Genomic DNA, 20,421 nt, shown 5'->3' with positions numbered 1-20,421 from the left:
TAAATGAGTAATACTGCAAGCCTTAAGAAAGAATATGCTGAGCGTATAGCTCCAGCATTGAAGAATCAATTCCAGTATTCTTCGACAATGCAGATTCCTGTTCTTAAAAAGATTGTTATCAATCAGGGATTGGGAATGGCTGTAGCCGATAAGAAGATCATTGACGTTGCTATTAATGAATTGACTGCTATTACTGGTCAGAAAGCTGTAGCAACTGTATCTCGCAAAGATATCGCAAACTTCAAGTTACGTAAAAAAATGCCTATCGGTGTAATGGTAACTTTGCGTCGTGAGAGAATGTATGAATTCCTTGAAAAACTTGTACGTGTTGCATTGCCACGTATCCGTGACTTCAAAGGTATTGAAAGTAAGTTCGATGGTAGAGGTAACTATACTTTGGGTATTCAGGAACAGATTATCTTCCCTGAAATCAACATCGACAGCATTACTAAAATCTTGGGTATGAACATCACTTTCGTGACTTCTGCTCAGACTGATGAAGAAGGATATGCTCTTTTGAAAGAATTCGGTTTACCGTTTAAAAACGCTAAAAAAGATTGATAAGCTATGGCAAAAGAATCAATGAAAGCTCGTGAAGTAAAAAGAGCTAAACTTGTTGCAAAATATGCTGAGAAGCGTGCTGCACTCAAGAAAATCGTTAACACAGGTGACCCTGTAGAAGCTTTTGAAGCAGCTCAGAAATTGCAGGACCTGCCTAAGAATTCAAATCCGATACGTTTGCATAATCGTTGCAAACTTACTGGACGTCCAAAAGGTTATATGCGTCAGTTCGGAATTTCACGTATACAATTCCGTGAAATGGCTTCAAACGGTTTGATTCCTGGTGTTAAGAAAGCAAGCTGGTAAAATTTTATAATTAAATATTGTCAGGGTAGTCCTGATTAATTTAACAACTTTTTTTATGACAGATCCAATAGCAGATTATCTCACAAGATTGAGAAATGCAATTAGTGCTAAGCACAGAGTAGTAGAAGTGCCTGCGTCAAACTTGAAAAAAGAGATTACTAAAATCTTGTTCGACAAAGGTTACATCTTGAACTACAAATTCGTAGAAGATGGTCCTCAGGGAACTATCAAAGTGGCTTTGAAGTATGATAACGTTAACAAGGTTAACGCAATCAAGAAGCTTATCAGAGTTTCTACTCCAGGTATGCGTAAATACACTGGATACAAAGACATGCCGAGAGTAATTAATGGATTAGGTATTGCAATTATATCTACTTCCAAAGGTGTAATGACAAACAAGGAAGCTGCTGAATTGAAGATTGGTGGTGAAGTTCTTTGTTATGTATATTAATTAGGAGGATTAACTATGTCAAGAATTGGTAAATTACCTATTACAATCCCTTCTGGGGTAACAGTTACTCTAAAGGAAAATGTTGTAAACGTTAAAGGTCCAAAAGGAGAACTTAGTCAGTTTGTTGATCCTTCTATCAATGTCGAAATTGCTGATGGACACGTTGTATTGACTGAAAACGAAAATGCTTTGCAGGACAATCCAAAACAGCGTCATGCTTTCCACGGTTTGTATCGTGCATTGATCAACAATATGGTTGTTGGTGTTTCTCAGGGATACAAAAAAGAATTAGAACTTGTTGGTGTAGGTTACCGTGCTTCAAATAATGGTAATATTATTGATTTTGCATTGGGTTATACACACAATATATTTTTACAGTTGCCACCTGAGGTAAAAGTTGAAACAAAATCTGAAAGAAATAAGAACCCTCTTGTTATTTTGGAATCTTGTGACAAACAGCTGCTCGGTCAAGTTTGTTCTAAAATACGTTCTTTCCGTAAGCCTGAACCTTACAAAGGAAAAGGTATTAAGTTTGTTGGCGAAGAAATTCGTAGAAAGTCTGGTAAGTCAGCTGGTGCTAAATAATTCACTTAAATACGTATAATTATGACAACAAAAATAGAAAGACGAATTAAAATCAAATATAGAGTACGCAATAAAGTATCAGGTACTCCTGAGCGTCCGCGTATGAGTGTATTTAGAAGTAACAAGCAGATCTACGTTCAGGTAATCGATGATTTGAGCGGAAAAACATTAGCTGCTGCATCTTCACTTGGTATGGAAGCATGCCCAAAGAAAGAACAAGCTGCAAAAGTTGGTGAACTGATCGCTAAAAAGGCTCAGGAAGCTGGAATTACGACTGTCGTATTCGACCGTAATGGTTACTTGTATCATGGGAGAGTAAAAGAAGTAGCTGATGCTGCTCGTAACGGTGGACTTAAATTTTAATGAATTATGGCAGTTAACAACAGAGTTAAGATCACTAACGATATTGAATTAAAAGATAGATTGGTTGCAATCAACCGTGTTACTAAAGTTACTAAAGGTGGTAGAACTTTCAGTTTCTCTGCTATTGTAGTAGTTGGTAACGAAGATGGTATCATCGGTTGGGGACTTGGTAAAGCAGGTGAAGTTACTGCTGCTATTGCCAAAGGTGTAGAGGCTGCAAAGAAAAACCTTACACGTGTTCCTGTTCTTAAAGGTACTGTTCCTCACGAACAGTCAGCTAAATTTGGTGGTGCTGAAGTATTCATCAAACCAGCTTCAACCGGTACAGGAGTTGTAGCAGGTGGTGCAATGCGTGCAGTACTTGAAAGTGTAGGTGTAACAGACGTTTTGGCTAAATCTAAAGGCTCTTCTAACCCTCACAATCTGGTTAAAGCTACTATCAAGGCTTTAGGAGAGATGAGAGATGCAAGAATGGTTGCACAGAATAGAGGTGTAAGTTTGGATAAAGTATTTAGAGGATAAGGAGGAATAACATGTCAACTATAAAGATTAAACAAGTAAAGAGTAGAATTGGTGCTCCTGCAGATCAGAAAAAAACATTGGATGCACTTGGTCTTCGCAAGATGAATCGTGTGGTTGAACACGAAGAAACTCCATCAATCCTTGGAATGATTCAAAAGGTTAAGCACCTTGTTCAAATCGTTAAGTAATATATTGTTAATAATAAAGGATTTTACAATATGAATTTAAATAATTTGCGTCCTGCTGAAGGTTCTGTAAAGACTAGAAAAAGAATTGGTCGTGGTCCAGGTTCTGGTTTAGGAGGTACTTCTACAAGAGGACATAAAGGAGCAAAATCTAGATCTGGTTATTCTAAAAAGATCGGATTTGAAGGTGGTCAGATGCCACTTCAGCGTCGTGTTCCAAAATTTGGTTTCAAGAATATAAACCGTGTAGAATATAAAGCAATCAACCTTGAAACAATCCAAGCTTTAGCAGATGCTAAAAATTTAACTAAAGTTGGTCTCAATGAGCTGATTGAAGCAGGTTACATATCTTCTAACCAGTTAGTGAAAGTTCTTGGTAACGGTAGTTTAACTACTAAACTTGATGTTGAAGCAAATGCTTTCTCAAAAAGTGCGGTAGCTGCAATCGAAGCCGTTGGTGGTAATGCAGTAAAACTCTGATTAAATGAGAAAATCTATTGAAACATTAAAAAATATATGGAATATTGAGGATCTGAGAAAGCGGATCCTCATTACCATATTGTTTGTTGCAATTTACCGTTTAGGTTCCTATGTGGTATTACCAGGTATCAATCCAGAAATGTTGTCTAAATTGCATGAGCAAACTAGTGAAGGTCTTTTGGCTTTGTTAAATATGTTTTCTGGAGGAGCTTTTTCCAATGCATCTATATTTGCTTTGGGAATTATGCCATATATATCAGCTTCAATCGTTATCCAATTATTAGCGATAGCTGTTCCATATTTCCAGAAGATGCAAAGAGAAGGTGAGAGTGGAAGAAGAAAAATCAACCAATATACAAGAATTCTTACTTTGTTAATTTTGGTATTTCAGGCTCCTTCATACCTTATCAACTTGAAGTTTCAGGCTGGACCAGCTCTTAATGCTTCATTAGATTGGACTTTCTTTATTATTACATCTACCATTATTTTGGCTGCTGGTAGTATGTTTGTACTTTGGTTAGGAGAAAGAATTACTGATAAAGGTATTGGTAATGGAATATCTTTGATAATAATGGTTGGTATTATAGCAAGACTTCCACAAGCTTTCGGTGGTGAGTTAGTTTCAAGATTGACTTTAGCTGAAACAGGTGGTGTTATTATGTTTATAATTGAAATCGTTGCGTTATTAGCTGTTATAGCAGCTGCTATACTGTTGGTTCAGGGAGTCAGAAAAGTTCCTGTACAATATGCTAAACGTATCGTTGGAAACAAACAATATGGTGGAGCAAGACAGTATATACCGTTAAAAGTTAATGCTGCGAATGTAATGCCAATAATTTTTGCTCAGGCTATTATGTTTATTCCAATAACATTTATTGGTTTTTCTAATACTGAAAGCGCTAGCGGTTTGATGAGATCTTTGATTGATCATACTAGCTTTGCTTATAATTTGATTTTTGCAATATTGATAATTGTATTCACATATTTCTATACTGCAATAACAATCAATCCTAACCAGATGGCTGAGGATATGAAACGTAATAATGGTTTCATACCTGGTATTAAGCCTGGTAAGCAAACAGCAGATTATTTGGATACGATAATGACTAGAATAACTCTTCCTGGTTCTATTTTCTTGGCTATTATAGCAGTATTACCTGCTTTTGCAGGTTATTTCGGAATTCAAGCAGAGTTTGCACAGTTCTTTGGTGGTACTTCACTACTGATTTTGGTAGGTGTAGTTTTGGATACTCTTCAACAGGTAGAAAGTCATTTGTTAATGAGACATTACGATGGTTTGTTGAGTACAGGAAGAATCAGAGGACGTTCTGGTAACGTTGCAGCTTACTAAATAATGCTATGATTATTCTTAAAACAGATGATGAAATAGAGCTACTTCGTCAGAGTAATCTTCTAGTTGGAAGAACTCTGGCCGAAGTTGCCAAAATGATAAGGCCAGGAATTACTACCAGACAGCTTGATAGAATCGCAGAAGAGTTTATTAGAGATAATGGAGCAATACCGACATTTAAAGGATTCCCAAATCCATATGGTTCTCCATTTCCAGCATCAATATGTACATCTGTTAATAGTCAGGTAGTTCATGGAATACCGAATGATGAACCTCTTCATGATGGAGATATCGTATCGGTTGATTGTGGAACTCTACTAAACGGTTTTTGTGGTGATTCTGCTTATACCTTTTGTGTTGGTGAAGTATCGCCAGAGGTGCAGCAACTTTTAGCGATTACAAAAGAGGCTTTATATAAAGGTATTGAAAATGCAGTTCATGGGAAAAGAGTAGGAGATATTGGTTTTGCTATACAAAATCATTGTGAATCTTATCATTACGGTGTTGTCCGTGAATTCGTAGGACACGGAATAGGTAAAGAAATGCACGAAGATCCTGCTGTTCCTAACTATGGTAGGAGAGGTAGTGGTCCTCTGTTAAAAAAAGGAATGTGTCTTGCAATTGAGCCTATGATTACTTTAGGTGATAGGAAGGTATTCCTTGAAAAAGATAATTGGTCAGTCAGGACTAGAGACAACAGTATTGCTGCTCATTTTGAACATACAATAGCTGTAGGTTTGGATAAAGCAGATATACTTTCATCATTTGACTATATAGAAGAAGTTTTAAGAGAAAAGAAAAATTAAAATATGGCAAAGCAATCTGCAATAGAACAAGATGGTGTTATAGTTGAGGCATTGTCAAATGCAATGTTTCGAGTAGAACTGGAGAACGGACATGAGATTACAGCTCATATTTCTGGTAAAATGAGAATGCATTACATAAAAATACTTCCTGGAGATAAGGTGAGAGTTGAAATGTCTCCATATGATTTATCTAAAGGAAGAATTGTTTTTAGATACAAATAATAGAAAATTAAGATATGAAAGTAAGAGCTTCATTAAAAAAACGTACGCCGGAATGTAAGATCGTTAGACGTAATGGCCGTTTGTATGTTATTAACAAGAAAAATCCTAAGTATAAACAACGTCAAGGATAATTTATTATTTTTGCAAAAAAAATAATTTAGTGTATGGCTATAAGAATAGTTGGTGTAGATTTGCCTCAGAATAAAAGAGGTGAGATTGCGTTAACATACGTATATGGTATAGGACGCAGCAGTTCAGCAAAAATTTTGGACAAAGCAGGTGTTGATCGTGACATTAAAGTAAAGGATTGGACTGATGATCAGGCTGCTAAAATCCGTGAGATTATTGGTGCTGAATACAAAGTAGAAGGTGATCTTCGTTCAGAAATCCAGTTAAACATTAAGCGATTAATGGATATTGGTTGTTATCGTGGTGTACGTCACCGTTTGGGACTTCCTGTAAGAGGTCAGAGCACAAAGAATAATGCTCGTACACGTAAGGGAAGAAAGAAAACAGTTGCAAATAAGAAAAAAGCTACTAAATAATAATTGTTGATATGGCAAAAAAAACAGTCGCAGCTAAAAAGAGAAATGTGAAGGTTGATGCAAACGGACAGTTACACGTTCATTCATCATTTAACAATATCATTGTTTCTTTAGCAAATAGTGAAGGTCAGATTATTTCTTGGTCTTCTGCAGGTAAGATGGGATTTAGAGGTTCAAAGAAGAACACTCCTTATGCAGCACAGATGGCTGCACAAGATTGTGCAAAAGTAGCATTTGACCTTGGATTGAGAAAAGTAAAAGCATACGTTAAAGGTCCAGGTAACGGACGTGAGTCAGCTATCAGAACCGTACACGGAGCCGGAATAGAAGTTACAGAAATCATTGACGTAACTCCATTGCCTCACAACGGTTGTCGTCCTCCAAAAAGAAGAAGAGTATAATTTCAGACACCTGTATTAATAACAATTAAAATTTGAAATAGAAATGGCTAGATATACTGGACCTAAAAGTAGAATTGCACGTAAATTCGGTGAAGCTATCTTCGGAGCGGATAAAGTTTTGGCTAAGAGAAACTATCCTCCTGGACAGCATGGAAATACTCGCCGTAGAAAAACATCTGAATATGGTGTCATGTTAGCAGAAAAGCAGAAAGCTAAATATACTTATGGAGTTTTGGAAAAACAGTTCCGTAATATGTTTGAAAAAGCTGCTAGCCAGAATGGTATTACTGGTGAACTTTTGTTGCAGGCACTTGAATGTCGTTTAGATAACGTTGTGTTCCGTATGGGTATTGCTCCAACTCGTGCTGCTGCTCGTCAGTTAGTTGGACATAAGCACATAACTGTTGATGGTAAGGTTGTAAATATACCTTCTTATTCTATCAAACCAGGACAATTAGTCGCTGTACGCGAGAAATCTAAGTCTTTGGAAGTAATTACTAATTCTTTAGCTGGATTCAACCACAGTAAATATCCTTGGATAGAATGGGATCAGAACTCTAAGACAGGTAAAATGTTACATGTTCCACAGAGAGCTGACATACCAGAAAACATTAAAGAACACTTAATCGTTGAATTGTACTCTAAATAATAATTAATTTCATGGCGATATTAGCATTTCAAAAACCAGATAAAGTATTAATGTTAGAAGCGGATTCAAAATTCGGAAAGTTTGAATTTAGACCGCTTGAACCCGGTTTCGGTATTACCGTAGGTAATGCTTTACGCCGTATTCTTCTTTCTTCTTTGGAAGGTTACGCTATTAATACAATACGTATTGAAGGTGTTGAACACGAATTTGCAACAATTCCTGGTGTAAAAGAAGATGTAACTAACATTATCTTGAATCTTAAGCAAGTAAGATTCAAGCAAATAGTTGACGAATACGAAAATGAAAGTGTCAGTATAACTGTTGAAAATTCTACTGAATTTAAAGCAGGAGACATTGGTAAGCATTTGACCGGATTTGAAGTGTTAAATCCTGAATTGGTTATTTGCCATTTAGACTCAAAAGCAACTATGCAAATAGATATTACAATTAACAAAGGTCGTGGATATGTACCTGCTGATGAAAATCGCATGTATTGCACTGATGTTAATGTAATTCCTATTGATTCTATTTATACTCCGATACGTAATGTTAAGTATTCAGTAGAAAATTATCGTGTTGAACAAAAAACCGATTTTGAGAAACTTGTACTTGAAATTAGTACGGATGGTTCCATACACCCAAAGGATGCGCTTAAAGAAGCAGCGAAGATATTGATTCATCATTTCATGTTATTCTCTGATGAGAAGATTACTCTTGAAGCATCTGATGCTGACAGTAACGAAGAATTTGATGAAGAAGTACTTCACATGAGACAGCTTCTCAAAACAAAACTCGTTGATATGGATTTATCAGTACGTGCATTGAATTGTTTGAAAGCTGCAGATGTTGAAACATTGGGAGACCTTGTTCAGTTTAATAAGACAGATCTTCTTAAGTTCAGAAACTTTGGTAAGAAATCGCTCACTGAGCTTGATGATTTGCTCGAGAGTCTGAATCTTACGTTTGGAACAGATATTTCTAAATATAAATTAGATAAAGAATAAAAAATGAGACATAATAAAAAATTTAACCATTTAGGTCGTACTGCTTCTCATAGAAACGCTATGTTGTCAAATATGGCATGTTCTTTGATCAAGCACAAAAGAATCACTACGACTGTTGCGAAGGCTAAAGCTTTGAAGAAGTTCGTTGAACCATTGATAACTAAGTCAAAGGAAGATACAACTAATTCACGTCGTGTTGTATTTAGCAACTTGCAGGACAAGTTTGCAGTAACTGAACTTTTTAAAGAAATCTCTGTTAAGGTTGCCGATCGTCCAGGAGGTTATACTCGTATAATCAAGACTGGTAATCGTTTGGGTGATAACGCTGAAATGTGTTTCATCGAATTGGTTGACTACAACGAGAACATGGCTAAATCAGCTGCTAAGAAAACTACTCGTACACGTCGTTCAAAGAAGAATACTACAGTTGAAGCACCTGCTGCTGAAACTGCAGAAGCAACAACAGAGGAAGCCCCAAAAGCTGAATAATTCTGTAGATGCAATATATATTAAAAGAGGATATGCCAACGGCATATCCTCTTTCTTTTCATATGTATTTACTCTTTTGTATTACTATTTTTCAATATCTTTTCCCAGTTCAATCCAGCTTAGAATACCTTTATCAAGATTATATACTGTATATCCTTTTTTAACCAGCAGTTGAGCTGCATTTCTGCTTCTTCTTCCGCTTTTACAATATACGGCTACCGGTTGTGTCTTGTCGAGTAATTCGTCCGCTGTGGCTGAAAAGTTTTCATCGAAGACATTTATATTAATACTGCCTGCAATATGTCCTTCACTATATTCGGCTACCGTTCTAACATCCAATCTTTGTACGTTACTGTTTTCTATCAGTCTTTCAAATTCATCAGCTGTTAGGTTTTTAAACTTATCTTTAGGCTTTGAACTGCATGCCATAAGTCCTAGCATGAACATGCATACAAAGAACATAAAATAAACACTCTTTAGCATCATAGTCTGTCAATTTTAAAAATAGAATTCACGTTTCGTTTTACCTTCCTTATATGTATTTATGTTTACTATAACCTTGTCCCCTTCAGATAATACATTTCTGTAAGGCCATAATGGTATGGAAGCATATACTTTCTTTGTAAAAGCTTCGTAGTCTCCATTCTGATTGTGATAAAGAGTCAGATAAAGAGTTTTACTTCCATCTGCATCCTCTGTTATTTCGTTTTCAATAAAGTTTAATCCATGCGGCTTATCTTTGGCCATTATTTCAAGTATCATATTGATATAATCGCCAGATTGCCAAATCCTGTCTATATTCAGTGGGTCAGTTTTTATTCCATTGGTAAACTTATCCTCAGTTGATGGTATTACTGAGGTGATAAGTTTACATGAGTAGAGTTTTGCTGTTATATTATCATTTGTGTCTTTTATCGGTTCGAATATTGATACAGCTCTATAGATTGAATCATGTGCGAATCCTTCTAGTCCGCTTCTTTCTGCAATCTCATAATTTTCACCGTTGTCGCGTTTAATAAATGACAATCTTCCTGTTGAATTCGTTTCAATATCGACAAATTCAGTCAGTACACTTGGATAATAATATTCCTCTTTTTGGCATGCACTGACTGATATTAGGCACGATAAAAGTATTATATTAGCATTCCATTTCATCCTTTAATTGCATGAATGTGGTTAATTGCAGGATTAGCATACATAGTAAGAATACATTTTTTTAGGAACTCATTATCTTTATTAGGTATGTTTATGAGTGAAATTTTCTTGTCCAAATATGCTTCGAACTTCATTTTGTCCTCAGAATTATAGTGCATTGACATGTCATTATTGACGTTTAATAAATCACACGCAATATAGTTCCCCGGATACATTTTATAATTTCTGTGGATATAAGAATCAATTATTTCTGATACCTTAGCAAATATCTCAACTTTAGGCAATCCTCTTAATCCTTCTATCTCATCATTAATACATGGCCCAGCCTGAAAGTGTATTCTTCCCTTATAGCCGAATATTCCTGTCTGCATATTGATAAGATCGTCTTGTTGGCTTTTTTTGAACCCTTCAATATCTCTTTTTAACTGCATTTCCTGTGCTTTGAGGAAATCACACGGATCATATTCATATGATAAAGATAATGGAACTATATTAAGCTCTTTCAGACTGTCAATCACATCACCGTTACCTCCCATAGCAAGCATTTTCAGAACACTATCCTGTGTACGGTCGTTAGAATCCTTTGCTCTTCCTTCACGTTGTGCAATCCAGATGTTTTCCATTTTTTTGGTAACTGCAAAATGGATATATCTTGACATTCTAGCCGATGCTTCAAGCATTTGTCTCATACTTAAAGCTCTTTGAACAATGAAAGCTTTATTTACTCTTACAAGCTTCTTTATCCATGGATATATTAGCAAGTTATCTCCAATTGCGATTTCTACTGTAGTAGGAAAACCATTGTCAATAAGTCCTACTGAGAGGAAGCCAGAGTCAAGCACAATATCTCTGTGGTTAGAGATAAAAGTATACCCTTTGTTTTTGTCTGATAATTGTGAACTGTCAAAAGTGAATCCGTCGCTATATTTGTTTAAGATGTCATGCAGTAGTCCATAAAAAATGTTTTTCTGCACATCCAGGTTTGTTTTGCAGTTTTTCAAAATATGGGCCACACCTTCAATTGGAGTGTCAGGCAGTACTTTTTTTATAACTTCCCGAAATTTATCGTCAGACAAAAGCTCATCAAAAATCTTTGGAAGCTCTTCCGGCGAATAAGGTCTGATTTCGTCAAATTCAGCAGGTATATTCATAGCTTACAGTTTTATGGTTGTCGAATAATTTATCTGGAAATTTTGTTCAGTCCTTCTTCTATAATGTCTGTCATTACATCTTTTATGTCCAGACCTGCAGCTTTAACCTGTTGAGGAATAAAGCTTGTAGAAGTCATACCGGGAGTAGTGTTAATTTCAAGCATATTTATTTTCTCACCTTCAGTAATGATATAGTCAATTCTCACTATACCTTTACATCCCAGTATATCATATATTGCCGAGGTAAGTTTTTTAACCCTCTCTGTCAGTTCAGGACTTAAGCGTGCGGGTGTGATTTCAGTCACTTCACCCTTATATTTGGCATTATAGTCAAAAAACTCATTGTCGCTCACAACTTCTGTGATAGGGAATACAACAGATTTCTCCCTAGTCTTATAGCAGCCGTTGGCCAGTTCTATACCGTCCATGAAGGCTTCTATCATTACATCGTCCGATTCTGCAAAAGCAGCTTGTAGTGCAGGCTGTATCTGTTCAGCAGTTTTTACTTTGGTCACTCCAAAACTTGATCCGCTTGCATTAGGCTTTATAAAACATGGAAGACCAATTTTCTCTATCACATCCTTGTCTTCAATACCAAAATGTTTGTTCACCAGCATAGACTCAGCTACTCTTATACCAAATCCTTTCAGATACTGGTTAAGTGTGAACTTGCTGAAAGTCATTGCAGAAACCAGAACATCACATGTAGAGTATGGGATGTCCAATAGTTCGAAATATCCCTGCAAAATACCGTTCTCTCCAGGAGTTCCATGTATGGTAATGTATGCAAAATCAGGTTTCACCTTTTTCTCACCATCCATAAAGCTGAAATCGTTCTTGTCAATTTTAGAACGTGTTCCGTCAGGAAGTACAGCTTCCCAAGCCTTCTTACTCAATTCAACTATATATAGATTATATTTCTCCTTGTCGATAAAAGAATAAATACCTTTTGCGCTGTTCATAGACACTTCGTGTTCCGAAGAGTCACCGCCTGCAATAATTGCTACTGTACGTTTCATTTCTATTTTATATTATTCAAATCTGTTATCTTATATGACCGTCGGTTCTCTGTTACTGATATATGTTCTCCATTTTTCAATCAGGTCTGTCATGTCTTTAGGCAGTTCTGAAGTGAAGAACATTTCTTCTCCTGTCTTAGGATGTACGAAACCTAATGTCTTTGCGTGCAAAGCCTGTCTTGGGCATATATCGAAACAATTGTTTACGAATTGTTTGTATTTGCTGAAATGAGTTCCTTTCAGAATCTCATTGCCTCCATACCTTTCGTCGTTGAAAAGTACGTGTCCTATATGCTTCATGTGCACACGTATCTGATGTGTTCTTCCTGTTTCAAGTACACATTTCACCAGTGTCACATATCCCAGTCTTTCCAAGACCTTATAATGTGTCACGGCGTGCTTCCCCTGATTTGGGTCAGCCATTACAGCCATTTGCATCCTGTCCTTAGGATTACGTCCTATATTGCCAGTGATAGTTCCCTCATCTTCCTCTACAATACCCCATACCAAAGCATTATATTCACGTTTGGTTGTCTTGTTGTAGAACTGCATTCCCAGACTGGTTTTTGCGTCGGGAGTCTTTGCTATGACAAGCAGGCCGGAAGTATCCTTGTCAATACGGTGCACCAATCCCACTTGCGGGTCGTTCGGATCGTACGTAGGGACATCCCTCAGATGCCATGCTATAGCATTCACAAGTGTACCATGATAGTTCCCACATCCAGGATGAACCACAAGTCCTGCCGGTTTATTGATAACCATCAGCTCGCTATCCTCATAAACGATGTCAAGCGGAATATCTTCAGGAATGATGTCATTGTCATATTTCGGGCGGTCCATCATTACCGTCAGAACATCCAACGGCTTTACTTTATAGCTACTTTTTACCGGTTTTCCGTTGGCCATTACAAATCCTGCATCGGCCGCACTCTGAATCCTGTTTCTTGAAGCATTAACAATTCTCTCAAAAAGATATTTATCTATTCTTACCGGAGATTGTCCTTTGTCTACAACTACCTTAAAATGTTCATATAGTTCTCCCTGATTACCTGTTGGTTCCAGGTCATCCAATGAATCATCTATATCATCAATAAAAATATCTTCAGCCATTCTGTATGTATTAGTTAGAACCATGAATCATCAACCTCAGCTTCTTCATTGTTTTGAGGTATAGAGTTAATATCAAGATAAGTAGAATCCATCGCCAGTGAATCTCTCAGATGCGTATTACCTACACATAATGTCAGCAATGCTTCATTAGGAACCTTGTCTCCAGGTTTGAGTTCTTTTCCTCTGTATTTAACGCCGTAAACCCAATCCTGCTCTCCAGGGACAAGTTCCGGTTCTGTGAGCTTGAAGCCTATACTTTTCAGTTTAGCTTCAGCTTGTCTTATTGAACTGTTATCTATAATGTCTGGCAGTTGAATGAGAGGTACTGATGTAGTGGTTATTGTCAGATATACGGTTCTTCCTTCCTTAACTCTTGCGCCTGCTGCAGGAGTCTGTTCAAGAACCATTCCAGCCGGGAGTCCTTTCACGTAATTAGAGTCTGTTACAACACTTTTCATTGTGCCGGAACTTAGTATTTTCATTGCCTCTTCCACGTTCTTGTTTTTCACGTCCGGTACTATGTGTGCTTCTCCGTGTCTGGTATATGAATCAAGCCATGCCAATGTACTCCATATCACGGCTATTGTTACCACTATCATACCTATTATGTTTATCCAGAAAAACCTGTTTTTCTGGAAAGAAAAAAAGTCTTTGAATCCTATCATAACTTGTTGAATATTTTCGACAAAGATACGATTTTTTTGATTATTCGTTTTATTGCTTGCTGATAAAAACATTAAATCTTTAGCATAGAAAGTAATTAATGGTATATAAGTCAAGAATTATTTAATTTAAGTTTTCAATCTCAAATAACTTGAGATAAGTAAGGAAAATTTATGTACTGAAAATCCTGTTTTAAACTTGCCCAAATTCGAATTTAAACTTGCCCGTGTTTAACCTTAAATTTGCCCACATTTTTCCGCTATACCAAATTAAATTCTTAACTTCATTGGTTACGTGTCTGGATGTGCATCTCAAATGTATGGAGATTATGATTGCTAGTATAATGATTAATGACAATAGAAAAAGCCGCAAAATACTGTCACCAGTACATTGCGGCTTTTCTTAAATCTTAATTCCAAAGCACGGCTTAAGCCTTAACTCCGTTGTATTCGTCAGATACAGTCAATTTTTTACGACCTTTAGCACGACGTGCTGCCAATACTCGGCGACCATTTGCAGTAGCCATTCTTTCACGGAAACCGTGTTTGTTTTTTCTCTTTCTGTTAGAGGGTTGGAATGTTCTTTTCATTTTTGTATATACTATTTATGTTATTATTCTATGCGTTCGGGCTGCAAAATTAGTGACTTTTTTTTAATAATCAAAGATATAAGTCATTTTTACACAAAACTTTTTGCGTTTTTTCGTGATTTAGATTAATTTTGTACCCGAATTATTACTCTGAATATCAATTATTACATATAAATATAAAGATTTCTACTTATGATTAATGCTCAAGACATTAAAATCGGAACAGCTATCCGTATGGATGGTAAGATTTATTTCTGTATCGATTTCCTTCATGTAAAACCAGGTAAAGGAAACACTTTCATGCGTACAAAATTGAAAGACGTTGTTGACGGTTACGTTTTGGAACGTCGTTTCAATATTGGTGAAAAACTTGAAGATGTACGTGTTGAACGTCGTCCTTACCAGTACCTTTACAAAGAAGGAGCAGACTATATCTTCATGAACCAGGAAACATTCGAACAGGTACCTATAGCTCACGACCTTATCGAAGGCGTTGACTTCCTGAAAGAAGAAATGATTATCGAAGTTGTTTCTGACGCTTCTACTGAAACTATCCTTTTCGCTGAATTGCCTGTTAAAGTTCAGTTGAAGGTTACTTACACTGAACCGGGATTGAAGGGTGATACTGCTACAAACGCTACTAAGCCAGCTACTGTAGAAACAGGTGCGACAGTACGTGTACCTTTGTTCATCAACCAGGATGAAATCATCGAAGTTGATACTCGTGACGGTTCTTACGTAGGTCGTGTTAAGGCTTAATATTGATTTCTTTTGTATTAAATAAACTGCCAATCGTCTGTGTTCAGAATGGTTGGCAGTTATTTTTTTAACTCCTTGTTATTCGAAATAGAATGTCAAGGAGTTTTTTGTGATTATAAATATTGTGAATTATACACTTAATTGTATCTTTGCAGTATCGTTTCACAAACTTATAATATAATGAAAAACATGAGAAAAATTTATCTTTTTGGATTGGCTTTATGGGCCTCTGTTTATGCATACGCCGGCTTGCCACAAAAGGTCAACACTTTCCCTGTGAATGAAATAAGATTGACTGACGGTGTCTTCAAAAATGCGGAAGTTTTGGACAAGTGCTATCTGATGGGATTGAATCCTGACAGGCTGTTGGCACCATATCTGAAAGAAGCTGGTTTACAGCCTAAGGCTGATAATTATCCTAACTGGGAGAATACAGGTCTGGACGGACATATAGGAGGACATTATCTTTCTGCATTGTCGTATATGTATGCTTCTATGGGAGATGAGGAAATAGGCAGACGTTTGGATTATTTTCTTTCAGAAATGAAGCGTTGTCAGGATGCTTCCGGATGTGGCTATTTGTGTGGAGTACCTGGAGGAAAGACTATATGGAAAGAAATTAAAAACGGTGAAATTAATGCAAATCCATTCGGACTTAATGATCGCTGGGTTCCGTTATATAATATACATAAGACGTATGCCGGACTGCGTGATGCATATATTATAGCTGGTAAGGAAGAGGCAAAAGGTATGCTTATCGCTCTTACGGACTGGATGATGGATGTTGTCTCAGAATTGAACGATGAACAGATTCAGGATATGCTTAGGAGTGAACATGGAGGATTGAATGAGGTCTTTGCCGATGTCTATGGTATTACCGGAGACGATAAGTATCTTGACCTTGCCAAACGTTTCTCGCATAAGGTGATACTTGATCCTCTTTTGAAGAAAGAAGACAACCTGACTGGAAAGCATGCCAACACACAGATACCTAAGGTGATAGGGTTTAAGAGAATTGCTGATCTGGAAGGTAATTCGGATTGGGATGAAGCTTCAGTTTTTTTCTGGAATACTGTAGTGGACAACAGAAGTGTTTCGATTGGCGGAAACAGTGTTAGGGAACATTTTCATAAGTCGGACGATTTTTCGAGTATGATGACAAGCGAGCAGGGACCTGAGACATGCAATACCTATAATATGCTCCGTCTGACAAAGATGCTTTATCAAACTTCTGGAAAATCATCATATATGGACTACTACGAACGTGCATTGTATAATCATATTCTGTCCAGCCAGAATCCGGTGCAGGGAGGGTTTGTGTATTTCACTCCTATGCGTTCGGGACATTACAGGGTGTACTCACAGCCGCAGAACTGTTTCTGGTGTTGTGTAGGTTCTGGAATGGAAAATCATGCCAGATATGGAGAAATGATATATGCTTCGCGTGAAAATGAGCTTATTGTAAATTTGTTCATCCCTTCATCCCTAAATTGGAAAGAAAAGGGTATGACCTTTATTCAGGAAACATCATTTCCTGAGAGTGAAAAAACTCGGTTGGTTGTGAAGACTGAAAAGTCGAAAAAAATGAAAATCAGTTTCCGATGTCCGGAATGGATAGAGAAGGATAAAGTCTGGTTTAAGGTAAATGGCGAAAATATTAAGGCTGTTTTTGATGACGGTTACTATACTGTTGATAGAAAGTGGAGTGATGGTGATACTGTAGAGATGTCTTTGCCTATGACATTGCGTGCCGTACAGTTGCCGGATAAGTCGCCTTATTATTCTTTTATGTACGGTCCTGTGGTTTTGGCTGCCGATTTGGGCAAGGAAAGACTTGACGGAATGTTTGCCGACGACAGTAGGGGAGGACATATCGCTTCTGGCCCACAGCTACCGTTGCAGGGAATGCCTGTAATTGTATGCCAGAAGGAAGCAATTCTGGAGAATATCAAAAAGGTTGACAACGATAAACTTGAGTTTAAACTGTATGGTACATATCCTTCAAGATATGAGGGCATGCTGCTGAAACCTTTCTATAAGACTCATGAATGCAGGTATATGGTTTATTGGGAAATTGTTTCAGAAGGTGAGTTGAAGCAGAGGCAAGAAGAACTGGCCAAAGCAGAGGAGGAACGCATGAAATTGGATAAAGCTACAGCTGATGTTGTGGCGTGCGGTGAACAGCAGCCTGAGAGTGACCATTTTATTGAGATGGATAATTCGGTGATTGGCAGTGAGCAGGGGATACCATGGCGTGAGACCCGTGGATGGTTCTCATATAAGATGAAATCGAACGGAAAGCCTGTGAATGCAGTGATGTTGAAATCGTTCTACGATTCGTCAAAAAATGCTGTACTTTATGTAAACGGAGTTAAGGTGGGGGATGTTGACGGCAAAAATACGTTGAATGTACTGAAACTTCCTAAGGAGTTGTTGAAAGCTTCGGAATGGGAGGTGAAGATAATGCGGGGGACGTCGGATGTGACACCAAGATTCTGTTCTGTAAGATTGATTTTTGAATAAAAACATAAAACTGACCGTATCTGGAGTTATTTATGAAAGATACGGTCAGTTTTCTTTTATATTCTGTTGTCTGCTCCCCACATCATCTTTTCTCTTAATGTATTGAAGAATGTGTGGTCTTTGCGTTTTACGATCTTGGTGAAATGATTGGCTCTCTTTATTGTGAGTCTTGCCTCCTCGTGGCAACTCTCGCTTCGTCCGTCTACTGCTATCAGGAAATTGTGACTTCGGCTGCTCACTTCGAGTGTTATCTCCCAGTCGTCGCGTATTACTATGGGGCGTACGTTTAGGCTGTGTGGTGCTACTGCTGTGATACTGATTGTTCCACTCTGTGGCACCATTATAGGACCGTTCACGCTTAATGAATATCCGGTGGAACCTGTCGGTGTGGCAATTATAAGTCCGTCAGCCTGGTATATGTTCAGGAGCTCATTGTTTATATAAGCCTTGATTGTTATCATGGATGAGCTGTCTCTTTTGAGGACTGCTATCTCGTTAAGCGCATACGGGCAACCTTTCAGAATGTTGTTTTCGCATGTCAGCTTGAGTACCCTTCTTGGCTCTGCTATATAATCACCGTTGTATATGTCTTCAAAAGTCTCTTCCATTTCGTCCGGTGATATGGCTGCCAGAAATCCCAGTCGTCCGGTGTTTATACCCAGTATTGGAATCTCTTTTTCCCCTACACGGCTTGCTGCCTTGAGGAATGTACCGTCTCCGCCTATGCTTAACGCCATGTCGGCCGTGAAATCGTTCCCATTGAATATTTCAAGACAGCTTAAATCTGTCTGTGTATGTACTCTTAGGAATTCGTAGAACTCATGGCTTATACATATTTCCGCATTTTTTTTTCGCAGGATTTTAAGCAAATGAGTGACATGTGCTGATTTGTGCTCCTGATATGTATTCCCGAAAATGGCAAATTTCATCTCCTATTGTATTAAGTATAGAGTATTATCAATCTTTTTTAACCTGTATGTTAGTTGGTTTATGATAAAACCTGCTAACTTTGCATTCTGATATGCAAAGATATAAAAAAACATCAATTATGACCAAACTAAGCGTAAATATAAACAAGATTGCCACTTTGCGTAATGCCCGTGGCGGAAATAATCCTGATGTAGAGAAAGTTGCATTGGATTGTGAGGCTTTCGGTGCTGAAGGAATTACTGTTCATCCACGTCCTGACGAACGTCATATCAGATATAAAGATGTATATGCGTTACGTCCGTTATTGAAAACAGAGTTCAATATCGAGGGATATCCTTCAAGTGATTTTATTGATCTGGTGCTTAAGGTGAAACCACATCAGGTGACGCTGGTGCCTGATGCTCCTGATCAGATAACATCGAATTCCGGATGGGATACAAAGGCTAATCTTGAATTTCTTTCGGAGTTGATGGACAGGTTCGGCGAGGTCGGTGTCAGGACTTCGATATTCGTAGGCACTGATATCGAGATGATAGAATATGCCGCTCGTGCCGGAGCCGACAGAGTGGAGCTGTATACAGAACCCTATGCTTCGGGATATAAGAAGAATCCGGAGGAGGCTGTGGCTCCTTTTGTAGAAGCAGCGAAGGCGGTACGGAAGTTGGGTATGGGACTTAATGCCGGTCATGACCTGAGTCTGGAAAATCTTGAGTTCTTCCATCGCAATATTCCTTGGCTGGATGAGGTGTCGATAGGCCATGCCCTGGTGTGCGACGCTCTCTATCTGGGACTGAAGAAGACTATCGAGGAATACAGGAAATGTCTGGAATAAACTAACACTGGAAATTAACATCTAACAACTAACAACTAAAAATATCATGCAATTACTTACTCTTCTGGCAGCTGCGCAAATGGCTGCCGACACAGTGGCGGGTGCCAATCCGGTTCTTACTCCGGTGGTGGACGGCGAACCGCAAATGAATCTTTGGGATATGGCTCTTAAGGGCGGATGGATTATGGCTGTTCTGGCTCTGATGTCGGTTGTGGCATTCTATATCTTTTTCGAGCGTGCTTTCACTATAAGCCGTGCTGCAAAGGAAGATCCGCTGTTTATGGACAGAATACGCGACTATATCCGTACGGGAGAGGTGAAGTCGGCCATTAACTACTGCCGAATTGCAAAAACTCCTGCGTCCAGAATGATAGAAAAAGGTATCACACGCATGGGGCATCCTGTAGCGGATGTTCAGGCTGCTATCGAGAATACCGGAAATATTGAGGTGGCAAAATTGGAGAACGGCCTTTCGATAATGGCTACCATTTCGAGCGGGGCTCCTATGTTGGGATTCCTGGGTACTGTTACTGGTATGGTACAGGCATTCTGGAATATGGCGAATGCGGGCAATAATATTGACATCACTCTTCTGTCGAGTGGTATTTATGAGGCTATGATTACCACTGTGGGTGGTCTGGTAGTAGGTATCGTGACTATGTTTGCCTATAATCATCTTGTATACAGAATAGATAAGGTGGTGAGCCAGATGGAGGCACGTACAATGGCTTTTATGGATTTGTTGAACGAACCTAACGAAAAATAATGTT

General features: G+C 38.0%; 29 protein-coding genes. 21 read left to right on the top strand and 8 right to left on the bottom strand.

Features of this window, described 5'->3' with window-relative positions:
- Nucleotides 1–3 precede the first annotated feature (3 nt).
- The 17 genes from rplE to rplQ are packed head-to-tail and all read left to right on the top strand — an operon-like array spanning nucleotide 4 to nucleotide 8,920.
- Nucleotides 4–561 carry a 50S ribosomal protein L5 gene (gene rplE, locus I6E24_RS00820; protein WP_235325464.1) on the top strand — a complete coding sequence of 186 codons (558 nt, stop codon included), beginning with the start codon at nucleotides 4–6 and terminating at the stop codon, nucleotides 559–561.
- Between the two features lie 6 nt (nucleotides 562–567).
- The gene (gene rpsN / locus I6E24_RS00815) at nucleotides 568–867 is read left to right on the top strand and encodes a 30S ribosomal protein S14 (RefSeq protein WP_154043485.1); all 300 of its coding nucleotides are present in this window, start codon (nucleotides 568–570) and stop codon (nucleotides 865–867) included.
- Between the two features lie 55 nt (nucleotides 868–922).
- Entirely contained in the window at nucleotides 923–1,318 is a 396-nt protein-coding gene (rpsH, locus tag I6E24_RS00810; RefSeq protein WP_235325462.1) for a 30S ribosomal protein S8, read from the top strand.
- Between the two features lie 15 nt (nucleotides 1,319–1,333).
- Nucleotides 1,334–1,903, top strand: coding sequence for a 50S ribosomal protein L6 (gene rplF, locus I6E24_RS00805; protein WP_235325460.1), 570 nt, complete (start codon nucleotides 1,334–1,336; stop codon nucleotides 1,901–1,903).
- 21 nt (nucleotides 1,904–1,924) lie between these two features.
- Nucleotides 1,925–2,266, top strand: a complete 342-nt coding sequence (rplR, locus tag I6E24_RS00800) for a 50S ribosomal protein L18 (RefSeq protein WP_235325458.1) — start codon at nucleotides 1,925–1,927, stop codon at nucleotides 2,264–2,266.
- Nucleotides 2,267–2,272: 6 nt separating this feature from the next.
- Nucleotides 2,273–2,788 (top strand): 30S ribosomal protein S5, encoded by a 516-nt coding sequence (rpsE, locus tag I6E24_RS00795; protein WP_204390357.1) that lies wholly within the window; start codon nucleotides 2,273–2,275, stop codon nucleotides 2,786–2,788.
- A gap of 11 nt (nucleotides 2,789–2,799) precedes the next feature.
- A complete protein-coding gene (rpmD, locus tag I6E24_RS00790; protein WP_235325456.1) occupies nucleotides 2,800–2,976 on the top strand; it encodes a 50S ribosomal protein L30 in 177 nt (58 codons plus the stop codon).
- A gap of 30 nt (nucleotides 2,977–3,006) precedes the next feature.
- Nucleotides 3,007–3,453 (top strand): 50S ribosomal protein L15, encoded by a 447-nt coding sequence (rplO, locus tag I6E24_RS00785; RefSeq protein ID WP_235325454.1) that lies wholly within the window; start codon nucleotides 3,007–3,009, stop codon nucleotides 3,451–3,453.
- 4 nt (nucleotides 3,454–3,457) lie between these two features.
- Entirely contained in the window at nucleotides 3,458–4,804 is a 1,347-nt protein-coding gene (gene secY, locus I6E24_RS00780) for a preprotein translocase subunit SecY (RefSeq protein WP_235325452.1), read from the top strand.
- 8 nt (nucleotides 4,805–4,812) lie between these two features.
- A complete protein-coding gene (gene map, locus I6E24_RS00775) occupies nucleotides 4,813–5,610 on the top strand; it encodes a type I methionyl aminopeptidase (protein ID WP_235325450.1) in 798 nt (265 codons plus the stop codon).
- A 3-nt stretch (nucleotides 5,611–5,613) separates the two neighbouring features.
- Nucleotides 5,614–5,832: a translation initiation factor IF-1 gene (gene infA, locus I6E24_RS00770; protein ID WP_002558052.1), complete on the top strand. Its 219-nt coding sequence runs from the start codon at nucleotides 5,614–5,616 to the stop codon at nucleotides 5,830–5,832.
- Nucleotides 5,833–5,846: 14 nt separating this feature from the next.
- Nucleotides 5,847–5,963: a type B 50S ribosomal protein L36 gene (gene ykgO / locus I6E24_RS00765; RefSeq protein ID WP_002558051.1), complete on the top strand. Its 117-nt coding sequence runs from the start codon at nucleotides 5,847–5,849 to the stop codon at nucleotides 5,961–5,963.
- Nucleotides 5,964–5,996: 33 nt separating this feature from the next.
- On the top strand, nucleotides 5,997–6,377 hold the full coding sequence (rpsM, locus tag I6E24_RS00760) for a 30S ribosomal protein S13 (RefSeq protein ID WP_235325448.1): 381 nt from the start codon (nucleotides 5,997–5,999) through the stop codon (nucleotides 6,375–6,377).
- Nucleotides 6,378–6,388: 11 nt separating this feature from the next.
- Nucleotides 6,389–6,778, top strand: a complete 390-nt coding sequence (gene rpsK / locus I6E24_RS00755; RefSeq protein ID WP_005844897.1) for a 30S ribosomal protein S11 — start codon at nucleotides 6,389–6,391, stop codon at nucleotides 6,776–6,778.
- A 43-nt stretch (nucleotides 6,779–6,821) separates the two neighbouring features.
- Nucleotides 6,822–7,427 (top strand): 30S ribosomal protein S4, encoded by a 606-nt coding sequence (gene rpsD, locus I6E24_RS00750; RefSeq protein ID WP_235325446.1) that lies wholly within the window; start codon nucleotides 6,822–6,824, stop codon nucleotides 7,425–7,427.
- An 11-nt stretch (nucleotides 7,428–7,438) separates the two neighbouring features.
- Nucleotides 7,439–8,431: a DNA-directed RNA polymerase subunit alpha gene (locus tag I6E24_RS00745; RefSeq protein ID WP_235325444.1), complete on the top strand. Its 993-nt coding sequence runs from the start codon at nucleotides 7,439–7,441 to the stop codon at nucleotides 8,429–8,431.
- Between the two features lie 3 nt (nucleotides 8,432–8,434).
- Nucleotides 8,435–8,920, top strand: a complete 486-nt coding sequence (gene rplQ / locus I6E24_RS00740; RefSeq protein ID WP_235325442.1) for a 50S ribosomal protein L17 — start codon at nucleotides 8,435–8,437, stop codon at nucleotides 8,918–8,920.
- Nucleotides 8,921–9,004: 84 nt separating this feature from the next.
- On the opposite strand, the gene I6E24_RS00735 is transcribed toward rplQ, so the two are convergent.
- From I6E24_RS00735 to rpmH, 7 genes are all read right to left on the bottom strand, one after another.
- On the bottom strand, nucleotides 9,005–9,403 hold the full coding sequence (locus tag I6E24_RS00735) for a rhodanese-like domain-containing protein (protein WP_235325485.1): 399 nt from the start codon (nucleotides 9,401–9,403) through the stop codon (nucleotides 9,005–9,007).
- Nucleotides 9,404–9,418: 15 nt separating this feature from the next.
- Nucleotides 9,419–10,075 carry a NigD1/NigD2 family lipoprotein gene (locus I6E24_RS00730; protein ID WP_235325440.1) on the bottom strand — a complete coding sequence of 219 codons (657 nt, stop codon included), beginning with the start codon at nucleotides 10,073–10,075 and terminating at the stop codon, nucleotides 9,419–9,421.
- Nucleotides 10,072–11,226, bottom strand: coding sequence for an acyltransferase (locus I6E24_RS00725; RefSeq protein WP_235325438.1), 1,155 nt, complete (start codon nucleotides 11,224–11,226; stop codon nucleotides 10,072–10,074). The genes I6E24_RS00730 and I6E24_RS00725 overlap by 4 nt, the downstream gene beginning before the upstream one ends.
- Nucleotides 11,227–11,255: 29 nt before the next feature.
- A complete protein-coding gene (locus tag I6E24_RS00720; protein ID WP_235325436.1) occupies nucleotides 11,256–12,245 on the bottom strand; it encodes a D-alanine--D-alanine ligase in 990 nt (329 codons plus the stop codon).
- 30 nt (nucleotides 12,246–12,275) lie between these two features.
- Entirely contained in the window at nucleotides 12,276–13,355 is a 1,080-nt protein-coding gene (locus I6E24_RS00715) for an RluA family pseudouridine synthase (protein WP_235325434.1), read from the bottom strand.
- A gap of 14 nt (nucleotides 13,356–13,369) precedes the next feature.
- Nucleotides 13,370–14,020, bottom strand: a complete 651-nt coding sequence (locus I6E24_RS00710) for a PASTA domain-containing protein (protein ID WP_235325432.1) — start codon at nucleotides 14,018–14,020, stop codon at nucleotides 13,370–13,372.
- Between the two features lie 425 nt (nucleotides 14,021–14,445).
- Nucleotides 14,446–14,607, bottom strand: coding sequence for a 50S ribosomal protein L34 (rpmH, locus tag I6E24_RS00705; protein WP_004292199.1), 162 nt, complete (start codon nucleotides 14,605–14,607; stop codon nucleotides 14,446–14,448).
- 192 nt (nucleotides 14,608–14,799) lie between these two features.
- Between rpmH and efp the strand changes: the two genes are divergently transcribed.
- Entirely contained in the window at nucleotides 14,800–15,366 is a 567-nt protein-coding gene (efp, locus tag I6E24_RS00700) for an elongation factor P (RefSeq protein WP_235325431.1), read from the top strand.
- A gap of 189 nt (nucleotides 15,367–15,555) precedes the next feature.
- The gene (locus tag I6E24_RS00695; RefSeq protein ID WP_235325429.1) at nucleotides 15,556–17,889 is read left to right on the top strand and encodes a beta-L-arabinofuranosidase domain-containing protein; all 2,334 of its coding nucleotides are present in this window, start codon (nucleotides 15,556–15,558) and stop codon (nucleotides 17,887–17,889) included.
- A 56-nt stretch (nucleotides 17,890–17,945) separates the two neighbouring features.
- Here the strand turns inward: I6E24_RS00695 and I6E24_RS00690 are convergent, their stop codons facing one another.
- On the bottom strand, nucleotides 17,946–18,818 hold the full coding sequence (locus I6E24_RS00690) for an NAD kinase (protein ID WP_235325427.1): 873 nt from the start codon (nucleotides 18,816–18,818) through the stop codon (nucleotides 17,946–17,948).
- Between the two features lie 119 nt (nucleotides 18,819–18,937).
- Between I6E24_RS00690 and I6E24_RS00685 the strand changes: the two genes are divergently transcribed.
- Entirely contained in the window at nucleotides 18,938–19,651 is a 714-nt protein-coding gene (locus I6E24_RS00685; protein ID WP_235325425.1) for a pyridoxine 5'-phosphate synthase, read from the top strand.
- 46 nt (nucleotides 19,652–19,697) lie between these two features.
- Nucleotides 19,698–20,417 (top strand): MotA/TolQ/ExbB proton channel family protein, encoded by a 720-nt coding sequence (locus I6E24_RS00680; protein WP_235325423.1) that lies wholly within the window; start codon nucleotides 19,698–19,700, stop codon nucleotides 20,415–20,417.
- Nucleotides 20,418–20,421 lie beyond the last annotated feature (4 nt).

Origin of the sequence: Bacteroides caecigallinarum (assembly GCF_021530995.1) — a bacterium.
Taxonomy (GTDB): Bacteria; Bacteroidota; Bacteroidia; order Bacteroidales; family Bacteroidaceae; genus Phocaeicola; species Phocaeicola faecigallinarum.
Note: the sequence above shows the minus strand (reverse complement) of the source record. Positions and strands in the feature narration are given on the sequence as shown.